Origin of the sequence: Sphingobacterium sp. UME9 (assembly GCF_014170215.1) — a bacterium.
Classification (GTDB): Bacteria; Bacteroidota; Bacteroidia; order Sphingobacteriales; family Sphingobacteriaceae; genus Sphingobacterium; species Sphingobacterium paramultivorum.
This window is the reverse complement of record NZ_LZZP01000003.1, coordinates 651488-671658: the sequence shown is the minus strand read 5'-3', so window position 1 is coordinate 671658 and position 20171 is coordinate 651488. Positions and strand designations below refer to the sequence as shown.

The following is a 20171-nucleotide window of genomic DNA, read 5'->3' as shown; positions in this document are numbered from 1 at the left end:
TTTATTTTGAATCCATCACTTTTCCAAATCCACGGTGCAATTCTAAGATTGCGTCTGGCAGCCGGTTACTGAAATTTACCAGTAGTGAGGCATTCATCACCAAGATACGGTCGTTTTTACCCGCATTCGTAATACGCATGCCCGGCAATTTGAGGATAGCATCCTCTCCGCCAAGACTACTCGCGCCAAAATCAAATAGCAACACAATATCTGGATTGGCCTGCACCAGCGCTTCCGTCGTATAGGGTTTGAAATCCGAAAATTCTTGAACCGCATTTTTACCACCAGCCAGATTAATCATCGCATCCAGGCTACTGCCCTTACCTGCCACACTCATGGTACCCGTACCACGCGCATATAAAAACAATACTTTGGGCGCCGCTTTACCCTGATTTTCCTTCTTTACTAATTCCATGGTATGATCCAAGCTTACTTTCGTGCGGGAAACCAGATTTTTACCGGCAGCAGATTCACCGACGGCATCTGCGACCTCCTGGATGTAACGAAGTGCACCCGGAACAGAATAGTTTGGTTTAATGGAGACAAACTTCACACCAGCTGCACGAATCTGCTGAATGACCGATTTGGATACATCGCCTTCATTCGCAATGACGATGCTTGGTTTAAAAGATAACAGACCTTCGGCCGAAACCGACCGATTTTTGCTTACCCTCGGCAAGGCCGCCGCTGCTTTGGGCGATATACTTGTCACATCGGTAGCGACCATGCGCTCGCCTACTCCCAGTCCGTAGATCGTTTCGGTCAACGAACTGTTTAACGTAATGATTCTCTGCTGTGCCGTCGCCCATCCACCGATTTGCATCACAAAACACAGTATAACAACATAAAATCTACTCATTGTAATTCTTTATCTCCATGATGGCGATAGCGGATTTCCAGGAATGGTTTTCGCATCTCGCCGTTCAACTTGAGTACAAAACAAATCAATAATCAGTCTAAATACAAATTATATCGAATCTTTTAGAATAGCACTCCACAACGTAAAATGAACTATAAAGCACTACTAAACAACAATATACCCCATAAAATAAACTACTTTTCAGTCCACAAAAAACGGATTAAATAGAATTTATGACATTTTGCATAGAGAAAAATTCAGACGGATTACCGTTTTTTGTAACATTATTTAGAATTAGTAAAAATAAAAATAGTGTTTAGAAGCATCTCATCTATTCGAACAAGCACCCTGATCGCCTTATGTGCCTGCCAGGTTTATACCCTGCAAGCACAGGAAAAATGGAAAATCTCCGGTGTATTGAAAAACGAATCCAATAAAGGCGTAGCCAATGCGACCGTATATCTTTATCCGGACAAATATGCTTTTAAAACAGATACTGCGGGGAGATTTCAATTCAGTCAGCTCTATGCGGGGCGCTACGAATTACAGGTACAGGCCATGGGTTATCAGCAGTACCGCCAAGTTATCGATTTGGAAGACAAAAATCAGCAGTTGAACATTGTGTTAAAAGCTGAAGAACGACAGATGGATGTAGTTGATGTGCAGGGTAAAGCGCAGGCTGTAGACAATCTCGTTAAGGCCGAAAATGCAGCTATGCCCGTAAAAGTCATCACCAAACGTGAAATTGAGCTTATGGGCAGCCGCCGTCTGGATGAAGTTTTAAAAGAACAGACGGGTATCGCCATCGTCAACGATATTGCCGGGGGCTCCAGAGCCGTCGGTGTACAGATCCAGGGATTCAGCAGCAACTACGTGATGGTACTTGTAGACGGGCAACCTATGCTGGGACGCAACAGTGGCAACTTTGACCTGTCCCGTATCTCGGTGACCAACATCGAACGTATCGAAATCATCAAAGGCGCATCCTCCTGCTTATACGGCAGTGACGCATTGGGTGGTGCGATCAATATCATTACACGCCATGGTGCAATCACACCACAGGCACAGGCATCGCTTCTTTATGGCAGCCTCAATACCGTTGATGCAACACTGGAAGCAGAAACACCTTTTGCTAATCAACGCGGGAGCGCCGTCTTTTCGGGCAATTACTACCGTACGGATGGTTTTAATACCGACAAGCAGTATCTGGAATCCAAGAGCACCACTTTTCCACCCTATACCAACTATAGTTTCCAGGGGCGAGTACGTTATCGTACAAGCAAAAATGGCACTTTGGGCGTTACAGGGCGTTATGCAGCCCGAGAATCTGAAATGATCAATGCATGGTCAGAGTCGGCCACACTACAGGATAAACAAAAAGATCAGGACATCAACCTTTCGGCGAGTTACGACCATAATTTCGAGTCGGGACTGCGCAGTATGACGCGTTACTATTTCTCGCGTTTCCATTCCCAGATTGCCGCACAATGGTTGCAACAAGGTATTGTTGCAAGTGCCGAGCAATTCGGTCAGAATGTACACCGCATTGAACAGCAGTTTGCGTATAGCCCCGCACAACAGGTTAAACTTACCGGTGGTATAGGCGGCAGTCTTGAACTGATGGACAACCAGGATCTGGATGCCAAACGATCTTTAAACAGCGCATTCGCCTATTTGCAGACCGAATGGAAACCTGTCGACCGCTTATTGACGACGCTGGGTCTACGCTACGATCAGACCAATGTCTACAATGGCCATCTGAGTCCAAGTTTGGGTCTACAATACCATGTCAGTCCTAAGCTTTTGATCAAAGGAGGTATCGGAGCAGGATTTAAGGCGCCCGACTATAAGATGCGCTATCAGGTCTTTTTCAATCCAGCAGCCAACTATTTGGTCGTCGGTTCAGAGCGCGTAGCCGATGTGATTGCAGCCATGGATCAAGCCGGAGAACTGAGTTATAAAAACAGCTATATGCTCAATTTGGTGGCGGGTAACCTCAAAGCCGAAACCAGCATTTCAAACAATATTGGGCTTACCTGGAGTCCCTCCAATAGATTTCAGGCCGATTTCTCGGTCTTCTACCATCGGATCAACAATCAGATCAACACAGTTAGTGTGGGTAACGGGACCAAAGTAGCACAGATCTATAGCTACCGCAACCTGCCCAAAGCCATGAATAAAGGTTTTGAAGTTTCATTAACCTATCAGGCGACCAAAGATCTGCAATTGTCGATGGGCTATCAATACCTGATTGCCAAAGACTTGAGTGTTTTGGATAGTATTGCCAAGGGAAGTTATCCCTATAACCAGATCAACGATCCCGCTACTGGCGAATATCGCCAGAGCAAAAAATCAGATTATTGGGGTATTGAAGACCGTTCGAGACACATGTTCAATGCTAAAGCCCAATATGAATATAAACCCTGGGGCGTCAATGTCAATGCGCGGGTCAATTTCAGAAGTGCCACACCTTTTCAGGAATACAATGGCAACCAGTTTATCGACAAATACGACATCTTTATCCCCTATCACACACTGGTGAATATGACTGTGGAAAAGAGTCTGATGAACCGCAGATTGACACTGCGTCTAATCGGTGACAATTTATTCAATTTTACAAGCCGTTATTTACTCGGGCAACCTGGACGTGTTATTATGGGCGGCGTGAGCTACCGTTGGATAAAAGAATAATAAGGACTAATGAACAAGAATTTAGCACACAAAGTACAAGATAAAAGATGAGAACGATTCGCATGATTATTGGAGAATGTAGCATCTGGCTTTCCTTTCACAAGATTGGCCGTTGTATTTTTTCAGCACTATTGTTATTGACAGTGGTATCCTGTGGGAAAGACAAAGACTATACGATCGGATTAGAAGATGGCAAAAGTACCTTGATCAAAGATCTTGCTGGCGATACCGATGCAGCCATGGGAGAAGGTACTGAAGGAAAAGAGCAAAGACCATTTTTTATATTTCTTTTTCGTTTTAAAGACCAAAAGCAAATATGGGTTAAGACCAAAGCCGATTCTGCGCAGTGGCTTAAAACAAAAGATTGGGATATTGCCTTTACAGGTCCTTACAATTCGGAGATCTATGTGAACAATTCCCAGCATGAATACAATCCAGGTTATGGCGGCCAGGCAAATAATACCGCTGTGGTTTTATTGCGACAAGCCTATCAGAGTGTCACTGTAGCCCCTTCGGATGAAGAGTTTAATAAAAGTGAAGTAAACAAAATTGGCTGGGCAGCAACAGATGGTTCGGATGGCTGGTTTCGTTATAGTTTGAGCACCCATATTATGCAGGCGCTCCCCAATCGTACCTATGCGATTCGCTTACCCGATGGCAAATATGCCAAATTACAACTGATCAATGCCTATAAGGGAAATCCCGCGGCGGTAACCAACCTCAATTGGCCTGCCCCATACTATACATTTAAATATTATGTACAGCAGGATGGCAGCAAAGATTTAAATACAAACACATTATAATAAGGAAAAATTACACAATTAAATTAAAGATGAATAGATTATTTACAACAGCAGCACTACTATGTGCATTGAGTTTAGGTTTTACTTCTTGTAGCAAGGATGATGATAAAATAGAAGAGAATAAATTGAGCGACGCAACTGCTGTTTCTGCAACTGCAACAATAGCAGTTCCTTCTGGCGTAAAAACTTTTTATGACTTTAAAACGAATACTGTTCAGGAAGAAGCTAAGAGTATGATCAATCTTTCTGGAATGTATGGATCTACATTACAAAACACTTCTCCAGAAAATTATAAGATGGGTTACTTTGATCAGGCTAACACTAGTATAGAAAAGCTGACACTAGCATCTGTATTAGCTGCCAACATCACTTTGACTGATAAACTAGGCATTGACGCATCCAGTGCTGGAATTCCCGCAACAGGCCCAACATGGATTATCTATGATTATCCAAGTAATCATGCAGTGTACCCTACTGCCAATCGTTATATAGTTATGTACAAAGGTGAGAAATTAAGCAATTTGTCGGATGAACTTTATCTGATTCAGGCTGGAGGTATTACTGCCGCTGGCGGAAATGCAACCTATAACATCAATTTTAAAAAATTTATTAAACAGTAGTAAACTGAAGTATAAGTTTGAGAAGGTCTATTGAGAAGGCCTAAAGAAACATACTAGCAAATCAGCTGGTTAAAATTCCAGCTGATTTTGTTAACCAAAAATCAAAAACCGAAAAAAATATATTAAATACCAATTTTCATACACACTTTATCAGCAAAAGATTTTATCTTTACTATTATTTAGAATCAATTTAAATAAAAATAACATACTAACAACCCTACTACATGTATAGAAAAGGGACAAGGTATCAACTAACACAAAAAAACTAGTAACAATGAAAATAAAGAAACGCAGCAACCTATTAAAATTCATACCGGTATTGGCATTTTTAATTGTGTTGGGGTCCTGTAGCAAAAGCGAGCCCACAGTAGTAGAGCCTGAACCAGATCCTGTTGCACCAGAAGCTATGTTCAACCGCTTGATTACTGTTAAGAATTTTGGCGAAGACTTACCTGCTGGAAGTGCACCAACCACGGCGCAATCACCAATATATTACAGCTTGGAACAGAACAAAGCTGTGACACCGGATTATAAACTAACCGCACGATGGGACATCTCTTGCTCAGAAATATACCGCAGTTTTATCAATTGCAACAATACAGCAAACGGATTTGGTAAAGGTGGTCCAGGGAAAGGCGGTATCCTAATTGTCAAGAAAAAGTTCGAAGATGTAATCGATATCCCTTCAGATGCCGAGTTCCGCAAAGGTGAAAAAGCATATGGTACGGATGATTCAGGAGCTTTTGGTGAAGGCTTGGGTTGGTATTTATATGATTTTGATGGCGTAATCAAAGGTGGTGGAGCGGAAAACAAAAAACACGTTTGCTATCCAATTGAAAGCAATACACTGATCGTCCGTACAGCCCAGGGAAACTATGCCAAGATCAAGATACAAAGTATCTATAAAGACCTCTTGGACCCAAAGGATTGGTTTAAAGATTCACCAACACCATTCTTTACATTCCAATATGTACTTGCCAAAGCTGGTAGTACCAAATTTGTCATTGCTAACTAAAAAAAATAAGTATAGCTTACTTTTATTAGACACTAAACTAACATGAAAAGATTATACAGCATTTTAAGCTTCCTTTTTTTAGGATTGCTGCTAACCCGCTGCACCAAAACGGAAGAATTAGCCTTACTTCCCGCAGATAAGATACTCGAATATAAGGTCACCAACCTCCCTAATGATGAGGTTATCTATGGCGCCATAGACAATGAAAAAAATGTCATTACGGTATATCTCCCTTATTATTATGGGTTGCTCGTCATCGACCCTACTATTAAAGTCGCGAATGGTGCCAGTTTAACAGAAGAAATTTTGCCTGTTAAAACAGATGAAAAGAGCCAGACGTATACCGTAAAATCTGCTACAGGTACCACAAGAACCTATAGCTTAAAAATTGAATTACAAAGTACGCCATCTTTTGAAGCGACTTTTGCATCGACATCTTCTATTTCGCTTACAAAAGGTCCTGGCGCTGGTTTCCCGGCGATTAATGGAACCTTTATGCATACCAATCCTTCATTGGTGAGTATTGCACTGATTAATCAGGAGACCAAACAAAGGTATCAAATGGCTACGCCGAATAGCCTGAAAGTATCGGGGATTGGATACCAATTAAGCTATACGGGCACCGAACGGGAAAACCGCATTCCATCCGATATTAAAGCAGGTACCTATGATGTAGAGGTAACCAACATCAACCATACCATTACATTAGCCAATCCGCTCAAAATTACATATCGTCAACCTGACGTAATTGTTAGCTTATTGGGTCTAAATCTCGCAAAAAATAAAGATTGGACCATAAAAGCTGGCCTAGATAAGGTTATTCTAGATCCTACGGCCGTTATCATGACACTCAATGGAAAAGATTATCCATTGACTATTAAATCTTATAACCGTACCGAAATGACAGTTTCATTACCAGCGACTCTTCCAATCGGAACCTTTGATAATTTGCAGATCAAATTCCAATTTAAAGACTGGGCCGATGTTGTAAAGACACAGTTGTCTCCAAGTACAATAACGGAATCATAAACAAGCATCCACAGTATGCCATGGTGGCATCAAAATTAAATAAATTAAAACAAGAGGAGATCTCAACATGAACTCAAACATCAAAACTATCTTAAAATCAGCGATGGCCGTGACTGTGCTATCGGCAGCAGTATGGGCAGCAGCCCCAACAACAGAATCAGCAACAGCTCCTTTAGCGCTGAACCAAGCTAAAGCAAATAGTAACTACACTGTTGTAGGTCAATGGTGGAGCCCAGCAGCTGCAGCAACTTGGCCTGCAGTATATGTCGACCTTGCTACAGGTGCACAAAGCTTGAGTAGCTCTGGTCAAGTTGCATTCTTTAGCCATGTAAATGGTTCGATCAAGGCTAATGGATCTTATTCGATCAGAACGGTAGCAAAAGACATCGCTTCCGTTACAGCATCAGATTGGGCAACAGCGACTTCAGTATCATCACAGGGTAGTGGCGAATGGTATGAATATGATTTAGATAGCCATGCAAACCAAGCAATCCAACCTTTGACAGTGTTGGTCGGAAATTCTTCCGGAGCTTCGTATGCTGTTAAGTTAATTAATTTTACAAATGTTGGCCAACAAGTAGTGGCAGGTCAATTACAAGTAAAAGCAGATACCAATATCGAAGTTAAGGCATTATAGTCCTTCCTATTTAATGAATGAAAGATTCCGCAACCTGGTGGATGGGTTGCGGATCTTTTTAGCCTAATCAACATCCGCATAACGATTTTTTTAACCAAAAAAATTATGCAACACTCATTTTTGAAAAAACAAATACATATCCTTCAATTTCTAGCGATTTTTATGCTAGCACTAACATGCTGGTCCTGTAAAACGGAATACCCCAGCCTGCCCTACAATGACATTGAATCTTTTAGCATTCAGGATGCTGATGGCAAAATCTTGTCAGCCAGCATTGTGAATGACCAGATTATCTTATATTGGCCTCCATTGGTGGAGCAGCCCGAAAACATTACACCTACGATTAAAGTTTCGGAATTAGCGACTATTACGCCTGCATCGGGTACACCGATAAAACTCCAATCCGAAAAACCCATCACCTATACTGTTCGGGCACAGGACGGATCCAGCAAAAACTATACATTGACCTTCCAATACAATCAGCCCATAGTACAAGCTACATTTAACAGTTTATCGTCTGGTCAATACTATATCACTGATCCGAATACTTTTACTTTTATTGGAGAAAACATTATACCCAACGAGACACAAACTAAAGGCTATTTAATAGATAAAGATGGAAAAGAAACATTACTTTCGTTTAGCAAAAATATAGTACCCACTAATTTTGCTGTCACTTTTACGGCTCCAGATGACTTCAAAGCAGGTACTGGCTATAAGGTCAAATTGGTGTCAGGCCGTTATTCCATCGTAAGCGATTCATTTGAGGCTGTCTTACCTAGCATCCTCAATCTATTAATAAAGAGTAATCTCTTATATAGCGTTAAAAAAGGAGAAAACTTTGTGGCTCCTTTGCAAAGTAAAGTCCTTTACGAGCGTTATTTTAAAAGCGATTTTGACCATTTCATCGCGGTGGACAATCTGAATAAAGAATATACTATAAACAATGCGGTATTTGATGTGAACGCAATGACGGTTACCATCCCTATACCGTCCAATGTAGCGGGTAGTGGAATCAACAAGCTAAAAATGGTAGACAAATCAGGAAAAGTATTATTAGAGGATACTTATTATATCACGCTAAACTAATACGCTTTACCAACTCATTTTAATCGTGTTTGTCACTAATCAAACAAAACAGTTTATCGTGATCGCATTAGTAGCTATCATTGTATACAGCTGCAGCAAAAGTAAGTCTACGCCAGAAGAGCCGACGATTGTCCCTCAACCTGAAGAAACCTTACGTCAACAATATAGTAAATCGGTAACGCAATGGCCAGCTGCCACTTGGTACAACAATATCAAGATACGTGAACTGGCCGCTTTACCCGAAAACCCATCGAAAGATAAGGCCGAGCTAATAGCACTTGGCAAAGCCTTATTTTTCGACCCCCGCACCGGTAATGGCATGAAGACTTGCGCTTCATGTCATAATCCGGACACCTACTGGATCGACCAAAAAACAACGGCAGATGGTATCGCACTGCATCACCGCAATACACCTTCCATGGAAAATGCCTGGTACCTGGAAGGCAAACTCTTCCACGATGGCCGCGCAAAGACTTATCGAGAGCAGATTGCCGAAGCCATCAACTCCCCGATCGAAATGGGCGGCAATACAGCTGCTTTACCCGCTAAGCTGCAAGCTATACCAGGCTACCTCGGTTTATATGAGGCGGCTTATTCGAGCCAGACGATGAGCGTCGAAGGATTGCTAGATGCCATAGCAGCGTATTCAAGATCAATTAGCAGTGGTGAAACCGCCTTTGACCGTTTTATCAAAGGAGATTACCAGGCATTAAACGACGTACAGCTTGAAGGCCTCCATCTGTTTCGCACAAAAGGGAAATGCATCAACTGCCATAATGGTGCCTTCTTTACAGATCTCGATTTTCATAACCTGGGCTATGCTGTTACCAGCAAAGGTGCCTTGGACAATGGTCGCTTTGAGGCGACAGGACTGGAAACAGACAAAGGTAAATTTCGCACGCCGGGTCTGCGCAATGTGATCCATACTGCACCCTACCTGCACAATGGTAGTATTTCGAGCTTAAGTGAACTGATCAACCTACTGAGTCAGGGCATGCCCCAAAAGACAGAACAACAGATCAATGGCACCTTATCGCCGCATATTCAAAATGTCCGATTAAGCAGTAAAGAACAGGAAAATATCTTGGCTTTTTTGGAGAGTTTATCCAGTGTACCAAACAAAACAGAACGACCTGTATTGCCCTAAAATAAAAAATCCCAAAGGGGATACCTTTGGGACATTTTGAGTGCTCCACAGTAGCGGAGGCATCAAAAATTAAATAAATTGGCACAAAATTAGGCTTTTATATTAAATAAAAAAGTAAAAAAGTATTAAATTTCAGATAATTATCCATTTTGTAGCGAATCAACTACAAGGATGAGGAACAAAATGCGCATTATATAATGAGTCGAATCCGCCAAATAGTTGGTCTATTAGTTGCAATAACTGCTATAACAGCTTGTCAGAACGGCAGTAAAACAACAACTCTGCCCGATGAATTTATTAGTCCAAAAACAGGAACAAAAAAAGAATTGACTCTCGACTCAATCTACCTGTATGCCAAACAGCTATACCGCTGGCAGGAATCTCTCCCTTCATATAACACGTTTGATCCGCGGACGAAATATGCACAAATAGAACCCGAGCAAACGGCTTATGAGCGGGCACTTTTTGCCCTCAGCCAATACGCTTTGCACAAGAAAGATAGACCCTACGAATTGTCGACCATAGCCAATAAACCCAAATATTCATATTTGGAGCGTCGTCGTAACGACAAGAAAAGTAGTGGTCACATGGCCAGCATAGAAACACCTTACAGGTATGCTACACACCTTTCCTACTGGTCTGCGGGAAACAAACGGATTGCTTATGTTTATATCCCCTCTTTTCCCCAGCTCCAGACAGTGAAGGCCGAACTGGATCAACTTGCAGCCGAACTGGCGCAAAAACAAGTTACACATCTCATCCTCGATCTACGTCATAACGGTGGCGGTTATGTGGAGACCGCAGAATATTTAACCAACCTCATTAGTCCAGCCAAACTGGATAAAAAAGTTATGTTCAGCGAGCAATTTCATCCGAATGTACAGAAAGGCAAAGCAAAACTACTCCTTAAACAACCCTATCTGGATGCAAATGGCAAAGTGGTCCAATACAAAGGACGCCCTGCCACCCTCGCCGATGTGGACTATAGTGAAAAAGCCAATACGCATTACTTTATCAAAAAGGGACATTTCAATTCACTACAGCAGCTGTCATGCATTGTATCTGAACGCACGGCTTCGGCAAGTGAATTACTGATCAGCAGCTTCAAACCTTATATTCCGATACGCCTCATCGGTCAGCGGACATTTGGCAAACCCGTAGGTTTTTTTTCAGTCCACATTGGAGATTTCGATGTATACCTGGCCTCATTTCTCATCCGGAATGCCAATGGCTGGTGTGATTATTTTGATGGCATACCCGTCGACCTGGCCTTAGCTCCGATAGAAACCTCCCGCCATCCCGGGGATCCACAGGAAGCCTGGCTTGCAGCAGCGCTAAAAGACATTACAAAAGACGAAAATCTCACAGCAATTTCGTCGGTTACTTATTTTTCGATGCCAGCAGACGAAAGTTTGCTACTTAAAACAAATTTTAGGTTAAAGTAAGAAATTTATTGCAGCTGGATTTTGTCATACTTATGTTTAAATTAAAACCATTTTTCATAGATGATAAAGCAGAAAACAGCATAAATTTGTGGAAATAAATACGAATCTTTGTATAGAATCGTTATAAATAAAAATAAGAACATGTTAAGTCAACATATCAAAGAGCAAACGCACGCAGCTCACCAAAACGTAGAAGGAACGATCGTGCGCCAATTGAAAAATATTCGTTCAGAAGCAGATTACGCAGAAGTATTAAAAGGCTTTTATGCTTATTTCCGCGCCGTAGAAGATAGCATCGCTCCTTTTGTAACCGCAGAAGTATTGCCCGATTTGGCCGAACGCCGCAACTCATCTTACATCAAAAGCGATATCGAAGCTTTGGGTGGTAACGTAGATAACCTGCCAGAAGCAAATGCTCCAGCTGTAGCAAATATACAAGAAGCACTTGCATCATTATATGTTTTGGAAGGTTCAATCATGGGTGGTCCGTATATCGTGCAGATGCTCAACAAATATGGCCTTACCAAAGGAACTTCTTTCTTCGAAGGTTATGGCGAAAATAGCCGTGAGATGTGGGCTGGATTTACAGCGGTATTAAACAAATATTCAGAAGATCCGGCGACTTATGATCGCGCAGTAGAGATTGCAAACCAAACTTTTTATAACTTTGGCGAAGTATTCACTCCTATTGCCAGTGCGAACTAAAATTGGAGTGTTCGTGTTTAATCCCATAAATGGAGCAAAAAGACAACAAATCTAAATGGCTTAAGCGTGCCGGAATTGGAGCATTTCTCTTCTTTCTGGCTAAAGGACTCGTATGGCTCGCTGTATTCTTTTTCGCAGCGAAGTCCTGCAGCATATCTATTTAACACAAAAAAGAAGCATTCCTCTATCGCACAAAAAGTGCATCAGAGGAGTGCTTCTTTTTTAGCCCAGGCTAGCCTGTGTTTTTTTACCTCGAGCGCCAATGTATTCGGGTTGTGTTCGTACTGTGTTCGGACCACCTTCGGAGCTCAACAATCTGGTGATCATTATTGACCAAATTCCAACCAGTTAATTCCTGTTCAGGGTCTGTACGATAGCTGTACAGCACCTGTACAATATCTGTATCGCATCCGAATAAGGTACGAAGCAGGTACGAAGCAGGTACGAATCTGCTCCATACCGCCTGCCCTCTTACCTTATACTTTTGTAACCACTGTCCGATAAAGCTCCATCCCCTCATGGCTGATAACCTGACAAGCTATTTCTTCGCTACTGATCGAGAAAGAGAAGAACCCGTATTGATCTTTCGCAAAACGACTATACGGCAGATCGGTTTTTACAGGCGTTACCTCTGATCCTGCTCCGGAGATAAACTGATGAAACTTCTTGCCTTCTACTTTTAAGTGCTGCAGCGAATGTTCATGTCCTGAAAGGTAGATATCTACTCCTCGCTTTTCAAAGATAGACTCCAAGACTTTTCGAACCGCCAGGGTGTCGTAATTCGTCGTACGCGGCCCCGCCGTATACAAGGGATGATGACCGACGACAATTTTCCAATGGGCGTCCGAATTTTCCAGTAGCTGATCTAGCCAGGCCAGCTGTTTCTCGGGTTGCTGTCCCGCAACATGTGGCCCATACTCGCTGTTACTGTAAAATTCAGGAATCATCGGATTAGTATCGATAAAGGCCATCAGTACTTTTTTTCCATCCTTAAGCGCAAATGTCTTGCTGTAATAACGCGCAGGCATCTTCCAACGTCTGCTGATCGTACTATAACGCACCTGTGCATCGGGATCTGATTTATAATCGTGGTTTCCCAAAATGGGATACCAGTCCCATTGCAGCGAAAATGCGGTATAGATATTTTCAAACGAATAATGCCACAGGGGATCATGTTCACTGACCACTCCGGAAGGGTAAAAATTATCACCGGTAGAAATGATAAAGTCATTGGGATGCTGATCGGCCCATTGACCCATCTGCCCCGCTACAGCCAACTGATGGTCGGCACCATTGCGGCCCCAGTCGCCTACAGCTATAAAATGAAGATCATAGGCATCTCTGGGTTTCAAAAGCTGTTGTATATCTTCGCTTTCAAGTTGCGTAGGTTTTGTCAGACCGAAACTACTGAGCGTAATTCCGCCCAGGCCGGCTGTAATCGCCGTGCCCAGTGAATTTTTCATAAAAGTTCTGCGTTTCATCAATAGATTTTAATAACCAGGATTCTGTTCCCAGTGGGTGTTTACGTTTAATACAGTTGTTGGTACAGGGAAAATACGACGGAACTTCTCGCTCATGCCGGCAGGATACAGCGATCGGAATCCCCAGTTATCTTCAAATTTTCCGTAACGGATCAGGTCATTTCTACGCCAGGACTCATCAGCGAACTCACGTGCCCGCTCATCCAACACATCCTGTAGACTTGGGGTAGCCGTGAGCACAGGTGCATTGACATAGGCTCGGATCTGATTAACCAAAGATTGTGCGGTCTGACCATTGGTCGCGGTAGCCCCACGGAGTATAGCCTCCGCTTTCATCAACAGGATATCGGCATAGCGAAATACCGGTACATCATTGCTCTGATTACGCTGATTGGCTGATGTAACGGCTACGTCCATATAAAACTTAATGGATCTGTACCCCATTGAGCGTCCCTTTTGGTCGTTACCTACATTCAGCGTGGCCGCACCATCCGAACGCAAAGTAATTTCTTTAGTGGTCTCCAGTTGCCAATCAAACTGCGCATCTGCATCCGCAGCATTATAATCCTGATCTATGCCGCGTTTGGAAGTTCTGATTAGAAAAGGACGAGTCTTATCTTCTGAATAATTTGACCAATAATATTGCTTACCGCCGATGTATGAGGCATTCCTTTCGTCGCCTGCCAGATTAAATTTCTCCAAATAGCTTGGTAATACACGAAAAGTCCCCCCAACACTTTGAGGCAATGTTGCAAACTGATTTTGGGCACTTCGATGTATCCAGAAGCGCGAATAAGTCATACCCTGCTGTTTTTCACGATCATAGGGTATGGCAAATATAAAATCCTTTACCTGATAACCATTATCGGGGCGAAACTTGGCCATAAACTTGTGGCTTGTCAGGTTAAACTGTCCTGAGGAAATAATCTGGTCGCACATCGCAACCACATCATTTAATTTTTCATTTTGTGCACTTGGATTGTAATTGGCTACGTCCGTAGCCGTATAAACAGCCCAGTTGAGGTACAACTTAGCCAGCAATGCTTCGGCCATATATTTCGTTGCTTTTCCATAGGTTGCTATAGAAACTGTGGTAGGTAACAAATCCTTCACAGCAAGCAATTCGGCCTCAATAAAACGGCAAATTTCAGCACGGCTTGAACGTGCGGGAACGGCATCAACAGGCCCTGTGATCAACGGGGCACCGCCAAAATTATCCATCAGTATAAAATAATAATAAGCACGGATTGCGCGGGCTGGTGCCGTCAGCTTTTCTTTATCTTCCCCGAATAATGCAATGGCATTATTGGCCAAGGTGATTCCAGTGGAAGCATCGTTCCAGATACTTGGTAAGAGGCCATTGTCTGCATTCCAATTGTGCAGATGGAATTCGCGGTATCGACCGCCATCAAACCAGTCTGTCCCCATGGAAACACTCACTGCTTCATCCGCCGAGAGTGTTTGGGCCATCCAATGATCGCGCCCCATTGCGCCTCGATAAGCTGCATATACATCGGCAAGAATCGCCTCGGCGGCACGTTCCGAATCCGGAAATTCCGTCAGCTGTGATTTTATATCAACATCCAGATCGGTACAAGATCCCAGTGAAAAACTCAATGCTGATAAGGTTAATAAACGAATTAATAGTGTTGGTTTCATATAAATTATTTCTTGTTCTATAGGCCATGTGGCATGCACCATTTATGTCAACAGGATTGTTTCGATAAGAAGTTTTCCATCCCACAGGTCTGTCTTATAAATTAAAGTTAAGGCCAAACATAAACGTTCGCGTCCGTGGGTAGGTCTGACGGTTATCAATTCCCGGTGTTAGGCCTCCCAAGCCCACCTCGGGATCAATACCTTTATATTTCGTCAGCACAAATACGTTGTTCATCGTTGCATATACTCTTAGGTTTTTAATCGGTATATTTTTCATCGGTATCGTATAGGCCAACGTAACATAAGCCAAGCGTAGATAGCTTCCATTCTCCAGGTAACGATCCGATAGGTAATGTGCATTGATATCCGTCATGCGCTCGGTTTCCACAACGCTGGCAAGCACGTTTTTTTGCCCTGCATTACCAACAACGTTTGAATGGCGCGCTCGGGTAGCGTTCATAATTTTCTGTCCAAAAGCACCTTGGAACATTCCATTTAAAGAAAAATTCTTATATGAAAAGCTATTGTTCCAACCCAGTGTCAACTTGGGCTGTGGACTTCCCGTCACAGCCTGATCTTTCTTCTGTGGCGTTGTGGTTGTTTCGCCTGTACGCTCGCCCGTTTTCTCATCTCTGGTATAGAATACCGACACCCCTTCATCGTTGTAGCCTGCCCATTCCCAGGTATAAAACTGACCTATAGGTGCTCCCGGTGTCAGCCTCTGCTGAAATACATTGGTCTGCCCAGCCCCACCCAGATCCGACAATTCGATATAACCCTGCGTAAACTGCTCGTTGGCAATGCTCACCACCTTATTGCTATTGTGCGACAGCACCAATCCGGTATTCCATTTGAAATCCTCTTTATCAATGGCCTTTGCATTCAGACTCAGTTCAATCCCCTTATTCTCTATTTCACCAACATTGGCAGTCAGCGTTGGATAAATATATTTCGATTTGCTTACCTGATAATCATAAATCAGGTCACTCGTTTTCTTTTTATAGACCTCCAAAGACCCTGTCAGGCGATTTTTTAGAAATCCGAAATCCAGGCCTAGATTAATCATACTGGTCGTTTCCCATTTGAGGTTCGGATTGCTATTGCGCAGCACCATCAAAGTACGTAATGGGCTTACCTGGCCATCGGCATTTACATAATCGAAAAACTTGGATGAGGCACCACGTACAGACTGCGCTGTAAATGCGTCAAAGCCCAATGAGTTGCCACTCACCCCGAAACCTGCACGCAGCTTTAAGTCATCAAAAATTCCGGTTTCACGGATGAATGATTCCTCCGAAAGGCGCCACGCCGCAGACACCGAAGGAAATGTCGCCCAACGATTGTTGGTTCCGAAAGCCGAGGAACCGTCGCGTCTTACCGTCGCCTGTAGGAGATACTTGTTATTATAGGCATAATTCACACGACCATAAACAGATATCATACGCAAGGTGGAAAGATAATAGTTCCCAAAGCCCAACAAATCAACTACATTGGCCATACCCGGATTATAATAACTCAAATCGTCACTGTAATAATCGGAAGTCGTCAATTGAAAGCCATCGTTATTGTTGTTCTCCTCCCATGAATAACCTGCCAGTGCAGCTACCTTATGTTTTCCGGCGAATGTCCTTTCATAACTCAGGTTCATTTCCATCACTTTCCGTTCATCTTCTACCGCGGCACGGATAGATTTGCCATTCTGACCACGTGCTGCCATCGAAAACATGGAGTAGTACTGAGCATTGTTAAACTGCCTATTTTGCAGCGAAAGATCAATATTATAGGTTAACCCGGGCAAGATCTCATAGCCCAGTTTTGCATGCGCCTGGAGCACCTTAGTTTTAGAAAAATTTGTATTCTCTTCAATTAAGGAAAGTGGATTGGCATATTGCGAACGGTCGGCTTTTTCAAACCAGGAACCATCGGTATTTCGGACCGGCGATACAGGCAGGTAATAATACATCGCATCATAAACGCTGAGTCCCTGATCCAAAGCAAGCACATCATTCTGCTTGGTGATACTTGCGTTGATATTGAAAGAAGCCGTCAGCCGATCATTCAGCGCCTTGGTCTGCAAAAACGCTCGAGCAATCTGCCGCCCCATATCAGTCCCTTTGATAACCCCATTGTTTTTGATGGTATTGAGACTGATGCTATACTGTGTTTTTTCTGCACCTCCAAGAATGGATATATTATGGTTGTTCGATATCCCTGTCCGCTCCACAGCTCTTTGCCAATCGGTATCTGCCCCCAAGTCGTCCGTTGGTTCCATCGAAAATCCATTATCATTGACATAAGACCGGTATTGCGCCGCATTCATCATCTCATAATGCTTAGCCACTTTATCGATCGCCAGATAGCCGTTGTAATTGATATTGGTCTGCCCTGATTTTCCACGCTTCGTTGTAACGATAATAACGCCATTGGCCGCTTTTGAACCATAAATTGCGGTCGCTGAGGCATCGCGAAGCACGTCAATAGACGCAATATCATCGGGCGCTACCAAAGCCAGCGATGCGCCCGGAACCCCATCGATCACATAGTAGGGTTCCATCGCTTCACCACTACGTAACGTTGACGCTCCCCGGAGACTAACGGAAGGCGTAGCATTGGGATTACTGTTGTTGCTCGAAATCGTCAGGCCGGCAACTTTCCCCTGCAGCATCTGTGCTGGCGAAGTAAATACGCCGACGTTCGCATCTTCTGCTTTGATGGTGCTGATGGAACTCGTCAGGTCCTTTCTGGATACACGGCCATAGCCAATGACGACCTCATCCAGTTTAACGGCACTCTGCTGAAGCTTCACACTCAACGACAAAGGCTTTCTTGCTTCAACGACATAACCCGATAACGTATCGGACTGAAATCCTACCGCCGAAAACACAAATCGATACCCTGCATGTTCTACTAAATTCTGAAAATGGAATAGCCCCTGGCTATTTGTACTGGTGGTCACACTTGGACCTCCATTATCCTGAATGGCCTTAACGCTGACTCCAGGGAGAAACTCGCCCTTTTCATTTTGTACAGCTCCTTTCACTTGTTGCTGCTGCGCATGTACATGGGTAAGTCCAGCGGAAAGCAACGCAAAAATAAGCAGGTTCTTTTTTTGTGGATTTTTCTTGTTGAGCATATCTGTTAGTTGTTTAGATGTTCAGTAATTGTATTTTCCTGTTTGTATAGCGTATAACTTCCATCCGCATTGGCGACAAAGCGCAATTCATTGATCAAGCAGATTGTTGTCAAGATATCCTTCAATGAATCGTGATGTACATCAATCTCACCTGTATAATGGATGGCGGCAATACCCTTGTCACCCAAATGGATCTGTTTTTCAAATGCTGTTTCTAACGCCTTTAACACAGCAGGCATCGGTGTATTTTTCAGATTTAACAAATCCGGGGCAGACAGATCAGGCATGTTCAATGGCTGTTTTTTATTGACGGCTTCAATTCTTGTTGCACCTCGTGAATCAACCGTCAGCTTTTGGCCCGGGTCAGCTAAAAAAATCTGTTTGAAACCGTTTGTAAGCGAGGATACAAGCACCTTACCTGTATGTAATGCCACAGTCACAGCCTGACGCTTCAATTTGGTATTAATGGTAAAGGATGTACCAAGCGCCGTTGTTTTAGTCCCGCTGGCAAACACCGAAAATGGGCGTTTCGGATCCGATGCTACATCAAAGTAGGCTTTACCGCTAAGTTCAATATCACGGGCATTGACAACAAAATTTTTCACATAGCGAATATGGCTTTGTGCGAACAACCGCACATGGGATCCATCGGGTAGATCCAGCGTTATACTATAGGGATTTTTATTTTCTATTGAAGTCCAGACTGTATCTTGATGCGCTATAACTGGTTTAGCAGCGGACCGCTGAGCATCTGGCTGTACAACTGAATCTTTTGTCCACCAGGTAACGAAATGGAAGGAAAAGAAAAAGAGAACTGCAGCTGCGGCACTGTATCGCAGTAGCTTTACCAACCGATACCGATGTAATGCCTTTCGATCCTGCGCTTTTTCCTGATTTTGAATGGCAGTCTGTATAAACGTTTTCATCGTTTCAGTAGGCACAGGCTCCTCCATTGCTGTGCTATCAAATTTCTCCCAATCTTCGTCCTTGAAAAGTTCGTTCACGAGGAAGGGCATTTTCCAGATCTTCTTTTTGATCTGATGCTGCTTTTTATCATGCTTCATACTCCTATTACGCAGGCCAGCACGACATCCCTTAGTTCTTAACAATTATTTAATAAAGGGCGCCGATACTTAACATAAAGGACTTATAGCATAATGGAATAGAGATGTTGTTTGAGTTGAAGAAGTGCTTTACTGATATGCTGTTCCACGGTTTTTGTGGAAATTGAAAATTGAGCAGCAATCTCTTTATGGGAAAGACCTTCTTTACGGCTCAGTTCAAAGACCTTCCGACGCATCGCCGGCATATTCTGGATATCTTTTTCCATCATACGCAAAAGGTCTTTATTTTCAATTGCCCGGATCAGACTATCGGTAAAAGGTGTCACCGCTGTCTGCCCTTCATATTTGAAACGTGTAGCCTCCTTGCGCAGCAGATCGATCATGACTTGCCGCGCCATACCGAAAAGCTGCAACAGAATACTGAGCTGCTCGTCGAGCTTCTCCCTTTGGTTCCAGAGTTTGATAAAGGTCAGCTGCGTTACCTCCTCTGCAATATAATCCGATTGCGTACGCTTGAGTACAAAACCGTAAATCTGTCGATGGTACTTTTCGTATACGAGATTGAAGCTTTTCTGATTGGAAGATTTGATAGGCTGAATGTGTTCCATTGCGCTGTCAAAAATAAAAGCACAAGGTTTCCTCTGTATTAAGTTAAGATCAATATTAAATTAAACAAATTGAATATACAACCTCTTCAATTAGCAGAATTCACTTCTGATTGTACAAATTTTATTATAAAACAAGCAGAAAACTCCCTATAATTGCAGTCGGGAATATTTCATTTCATAGTGAAA

The 20171-nt window shown here is 43.0% G+C and carries 17 protein-coding genes; 10 read left to right on the top strand and 7 right to left on the bottom strand.

Going from position 1 to position 20171, the window contains the following annotated elements; all coding sequences use genetic code 11:
• Nucleotide 1: 1 nt before the first annotated feature.
• Entirely contained in the window at nt 2–859 is an 858-nt protein-coding gene (locus A9970_RS04215) for a hemin ABC transporter substrate-binding protein (protein ID WP_145330214.1), read from the bottom strand.
• Nucleotides 860–1171: 312 nt separating this feature from the next.
• Between A9970_RS04215 and A9970_RS04210 the strand changes: the two genes are divergently transcribed.
• The 10 genes from A9970_RS04210 to A9970_RS04165 all read left to right on the top strand — a co-directional run bounded on the left by A9970_RS04210 (nt 1172) and on the right by A9970_RS04165 (nt 12040).
• Nucleotides 1172–3550 (top strand): TonB-dependent receptor, encoded by a 2379-nt coding sequence (locus A9970_RS04210; RefSeq protein ID WP_310889265.1) that lies wholly within the window; start codon nt 1172–1174, stop codon nt 3548–3550.
• A 47-nt stretch (nt 3551–3597) separates the two neighbouring features.
• Nucleotides 3598–4353, top strand: a complete 756-nt coding sequence (locus A9970_RS04205) for an HmuY family protein (RefSeq protein WP_227550295.1) — start codon at nt 3598–3600, stop codon at nt 4351–4353.
• Between the two features lie 29 nt (nt 4354–4382).
• Nucleotides 4383–4973 (top strand): hypothetical protein, encoded by a 591-nt coding sequence (locus A9970_RS04200; protein WP_182981429.1) that lies wholly within the window; start codon nt 4383–4385, stop codon nt 4971–4973.
• A 274-nt stretch (nt 4974–5247) separates the two neighbouring features.
• Complete coding sequence (locus tag A9970_RS04195) at nt 5248–5988, top strand: HmuY family protein (RefSeq protein ID WP_182981428.1); 741 nt, start codon at nt 5248–5250, stop codon at nt 5986–5988.
• Nucleotides 5989–6030: 42 nt separating this feature from the next.
• Nucleotides 6031–7017: a hypothetical protein gene (locus A9970_RS04190; RefSeq protein ID WP_182981427.1), complete on the top strand. Its 987-nt coding sequence runs from the start codon at nt 6031–6033 to the stop codon at nt 7015–7017.
• 67 nt (nt 7018–7084) lie between these two features.
• Nucleotides 7085–7654: a hypothetical protein gene (locus A9970_RS04185; protein ID WP_182332226.1), complete on the top strand. Its 570-nt coding sequence runs from the start codon at nt 7085–7087 to the stop codon at nt 7652–7654.
• Between the two features lie 105 nt (nt 7655–7759).
• Nucleotides 7760–8743, top strand: coding sequence for a hypothetical protein (locus tag A9970_RS04180; protein ID WP_182981426.1), 984 nt, complete (start codon nt 7760–7762; stop codon nt 8741–8743).
• A gap of 58 nt (nt 8744–8801) precedes the next feature.
• Complete coding sequence (locus A9970_RS04175) at nt 8802–9890, top strand: cytochrome c peroxidase (protein WP_310889264.1); 1089 nt, start codon at nt 8802–8804, stop codon at nt 9888–9890.
• A 197-nt stretch (nt 9891–10087) separates the two neighbouring features.
• The gene (locus A9970_RS04170) at nt 10088–11335 is read left to right on the top strand and encodes a S41 family peptidase (RefSeq protein ID WP_182981425.1); all 1248 of its coding nucleotides are present in this window, start codon (nt 10088–10090) and stop codon (nt 11333–11335) included.
• 141 nt (nt 11336–11476) lie between these two features.
• Nucleotides 11477–12040, top strand: a complete 564-nt coding sequence (locus A9970_RS04165; protein WP_153847562.1) for a biliverdin-producing heme oxygenase — start codon at nt 11477–11479, stop codon at nt 12038–12040.
• 247 nt (nt 12041–12287) lie between these two features.
• Here A9970_RS04165 and A9970_RS04160 read toward each other — a convergent pair whose 3' ends face one another.
• From A9970_RS04160 to A9970_RS04135, 6 genes are all read right to left on the bottom strand, one after another.
• Nucleotides 12288–12560 (bottom strand): hypothetical protein, encoded by a 273-nt coding sequence (locus A9970_RS04160; RefSeq protein WP_182981424.1) that lies wholly within the window; start codon nt 12558–12560, stop codon nt 12288–12290.
• Nucleotides 12517–13503 (bottom strand): metallophosphoesterase, encoded by a 987-nt coding sequence (locus A9970_RS04155; protein WP_259655327.1) that lies wholly within the window; start codon nt 13501–13503, stop codon nt 12517–12519. Before A9970_RS04155 ends, A9970_RS04160 begins: the two co-directional genes overlap by 44 nt.
• Nucleotides 13504–13530: 27 nt before the next feature.
• Entirely contained in the window at nt 13531–15180 is a 1650-nt protein-coding gene (locus A9970_RS04150; protein WP_182981422.1) for a RagB/SusD family nutrient uptake outer membrane protein, read from the bottom strand.
• A gap of 94 nt (nt 15181–15274) precedes the next feature.
• Nucleotides 15275–18313, bottom strand: a complete 3039-nt coding sequence (locus A9970_RS04145; protein WP_182981421.1) for a SusC/RagA family TonB-linked outer membrane protein — start codon at nt 18311–18313, stop codon at nt 15275–15277.
• A gap of 5 nt (nt 18314–18318) precedes the next feature.
• Nucleotides 18319–19377: a FecR family protein gene (locus A9970_RS04140; RefSeq protein WP_182981420.1), complete on the bottom strand. Its 1059-nt coding sequence runs from the start codon at nt 19375–19377 to the stop codon at nt 18319–18321.
• Nucleotides 19378–19460: 83 nt separating this feature from the next.
• Nucleotides 19461–19985 (bottom strand): RNA polymerase sigma factor, encoded by a 525-nt coding sequence (locus A9970_RS04135; RefSeq protein ID WP_120336057.1) that lies wholly within the window; start codon nt 19983–19985, stop codon nt 19461–19463.
• Nucleotides 19986–20171: the final 186 nt, after the last annotated feature.

Coding starts and splice junctions, on each gene's coding strand:
- A9970_RS04215 (WP_145330214.1), bottom strand. CDS start 859: ATGAGTAGATTTTATGTTGTTATACTGTGTTTTGTGATGCAAATCGGT.
- A9970_RS04205 (WP_227550295.1), top strand. CDS start 3,598: ATGAGAACGATTCGCATGATTATTGGAGAATGTAGCATCTGGCTTTCC.
- A9970_RS04200 (WP_182981429.1), top strand. CDS start 4,383: ATGAATAGATTATTTACAACAGCAGCACTACTATGTGCATTGAGTTTA.
- A9970_RS04195 (WP_182981428.1), top strand. CDS start 5,248: ATGAAAATAAAGAAACGCAGCAACCTATTAAAATTCATACCGGTATTG.
- A9970_RS04190 (WP_182981427.1), top strand. CDS start 6,031: ATGAAAAGATTATACAGCATTTTAAGCTTCCTTTTTTTAGGATTGCTG.
- A9970_RS04185 (WP_182332226.1), top strand. CDS start 7,085: ATGAACTCAAACATCAAAACTATCTTAAAATCAGCGATGGCCGTGACT.
- A9970_RS04180 (WP_182981426.1), top strand. CDS start 7,760: ATGCAACACTCATTTTTGAAAAAACAAATACATATCCTTCAATTTCTA.
- A9970_RS04170 (WP_182981425.1), top strand. CDS start 10,088: ATGAGTCGAATCCGCCAAATAGTTGGTCTATTAGTTGCAATAACTGCT.
- A9970_RS04165 (WP_153847562.1), top strand. CDS start 11,477: ATGTTAAGTCAACATATCAAAGAGCAAACGCACGCAGCTCACCAAAAC.
- A9970_RS04160 (WP_182981424.1), bottom strand. CDS start 12,560: ATGAGGGGATGGAGCTTTATCGGACAGTGGTTACAAAAGTATAAGGTA.
- A9970_RS04155 (WP_259655327.1), bottom strand. CDS start 13,503: ATGAAAAATTCACTGGGCACGGCGATTACAGCCGGCCTGGGCGGAATT.
- A9970_RS04150 (WP_182981422.1), bottom strand. CDS start 15,180: ATGAAACCAACACTATTAATTCGTTTATTAACCTTATCAGCATTGAGT.
- A9970_RS04145 (WP_182981421.1), bottom strand. CDS start 18,313: ATGCTCAACAAGAAAAATCCACAAAAAAAGAACCTGCTTATTTTTGCG.
- A9970_RS04140 (WP_182981420.1), bottom strand. CDS start 19,377: ATGAAGCATGATAAAAAGCAGCATCAGATCAAAAAGAAGATCTGGAAA.
- A9970_RS04135 (WP_120336057.1), bottom strand. CDS start 19,985: ATGGAACACATTCAGCCTATCAAATCTTCCAATCAGAAAAGCTTCAAT.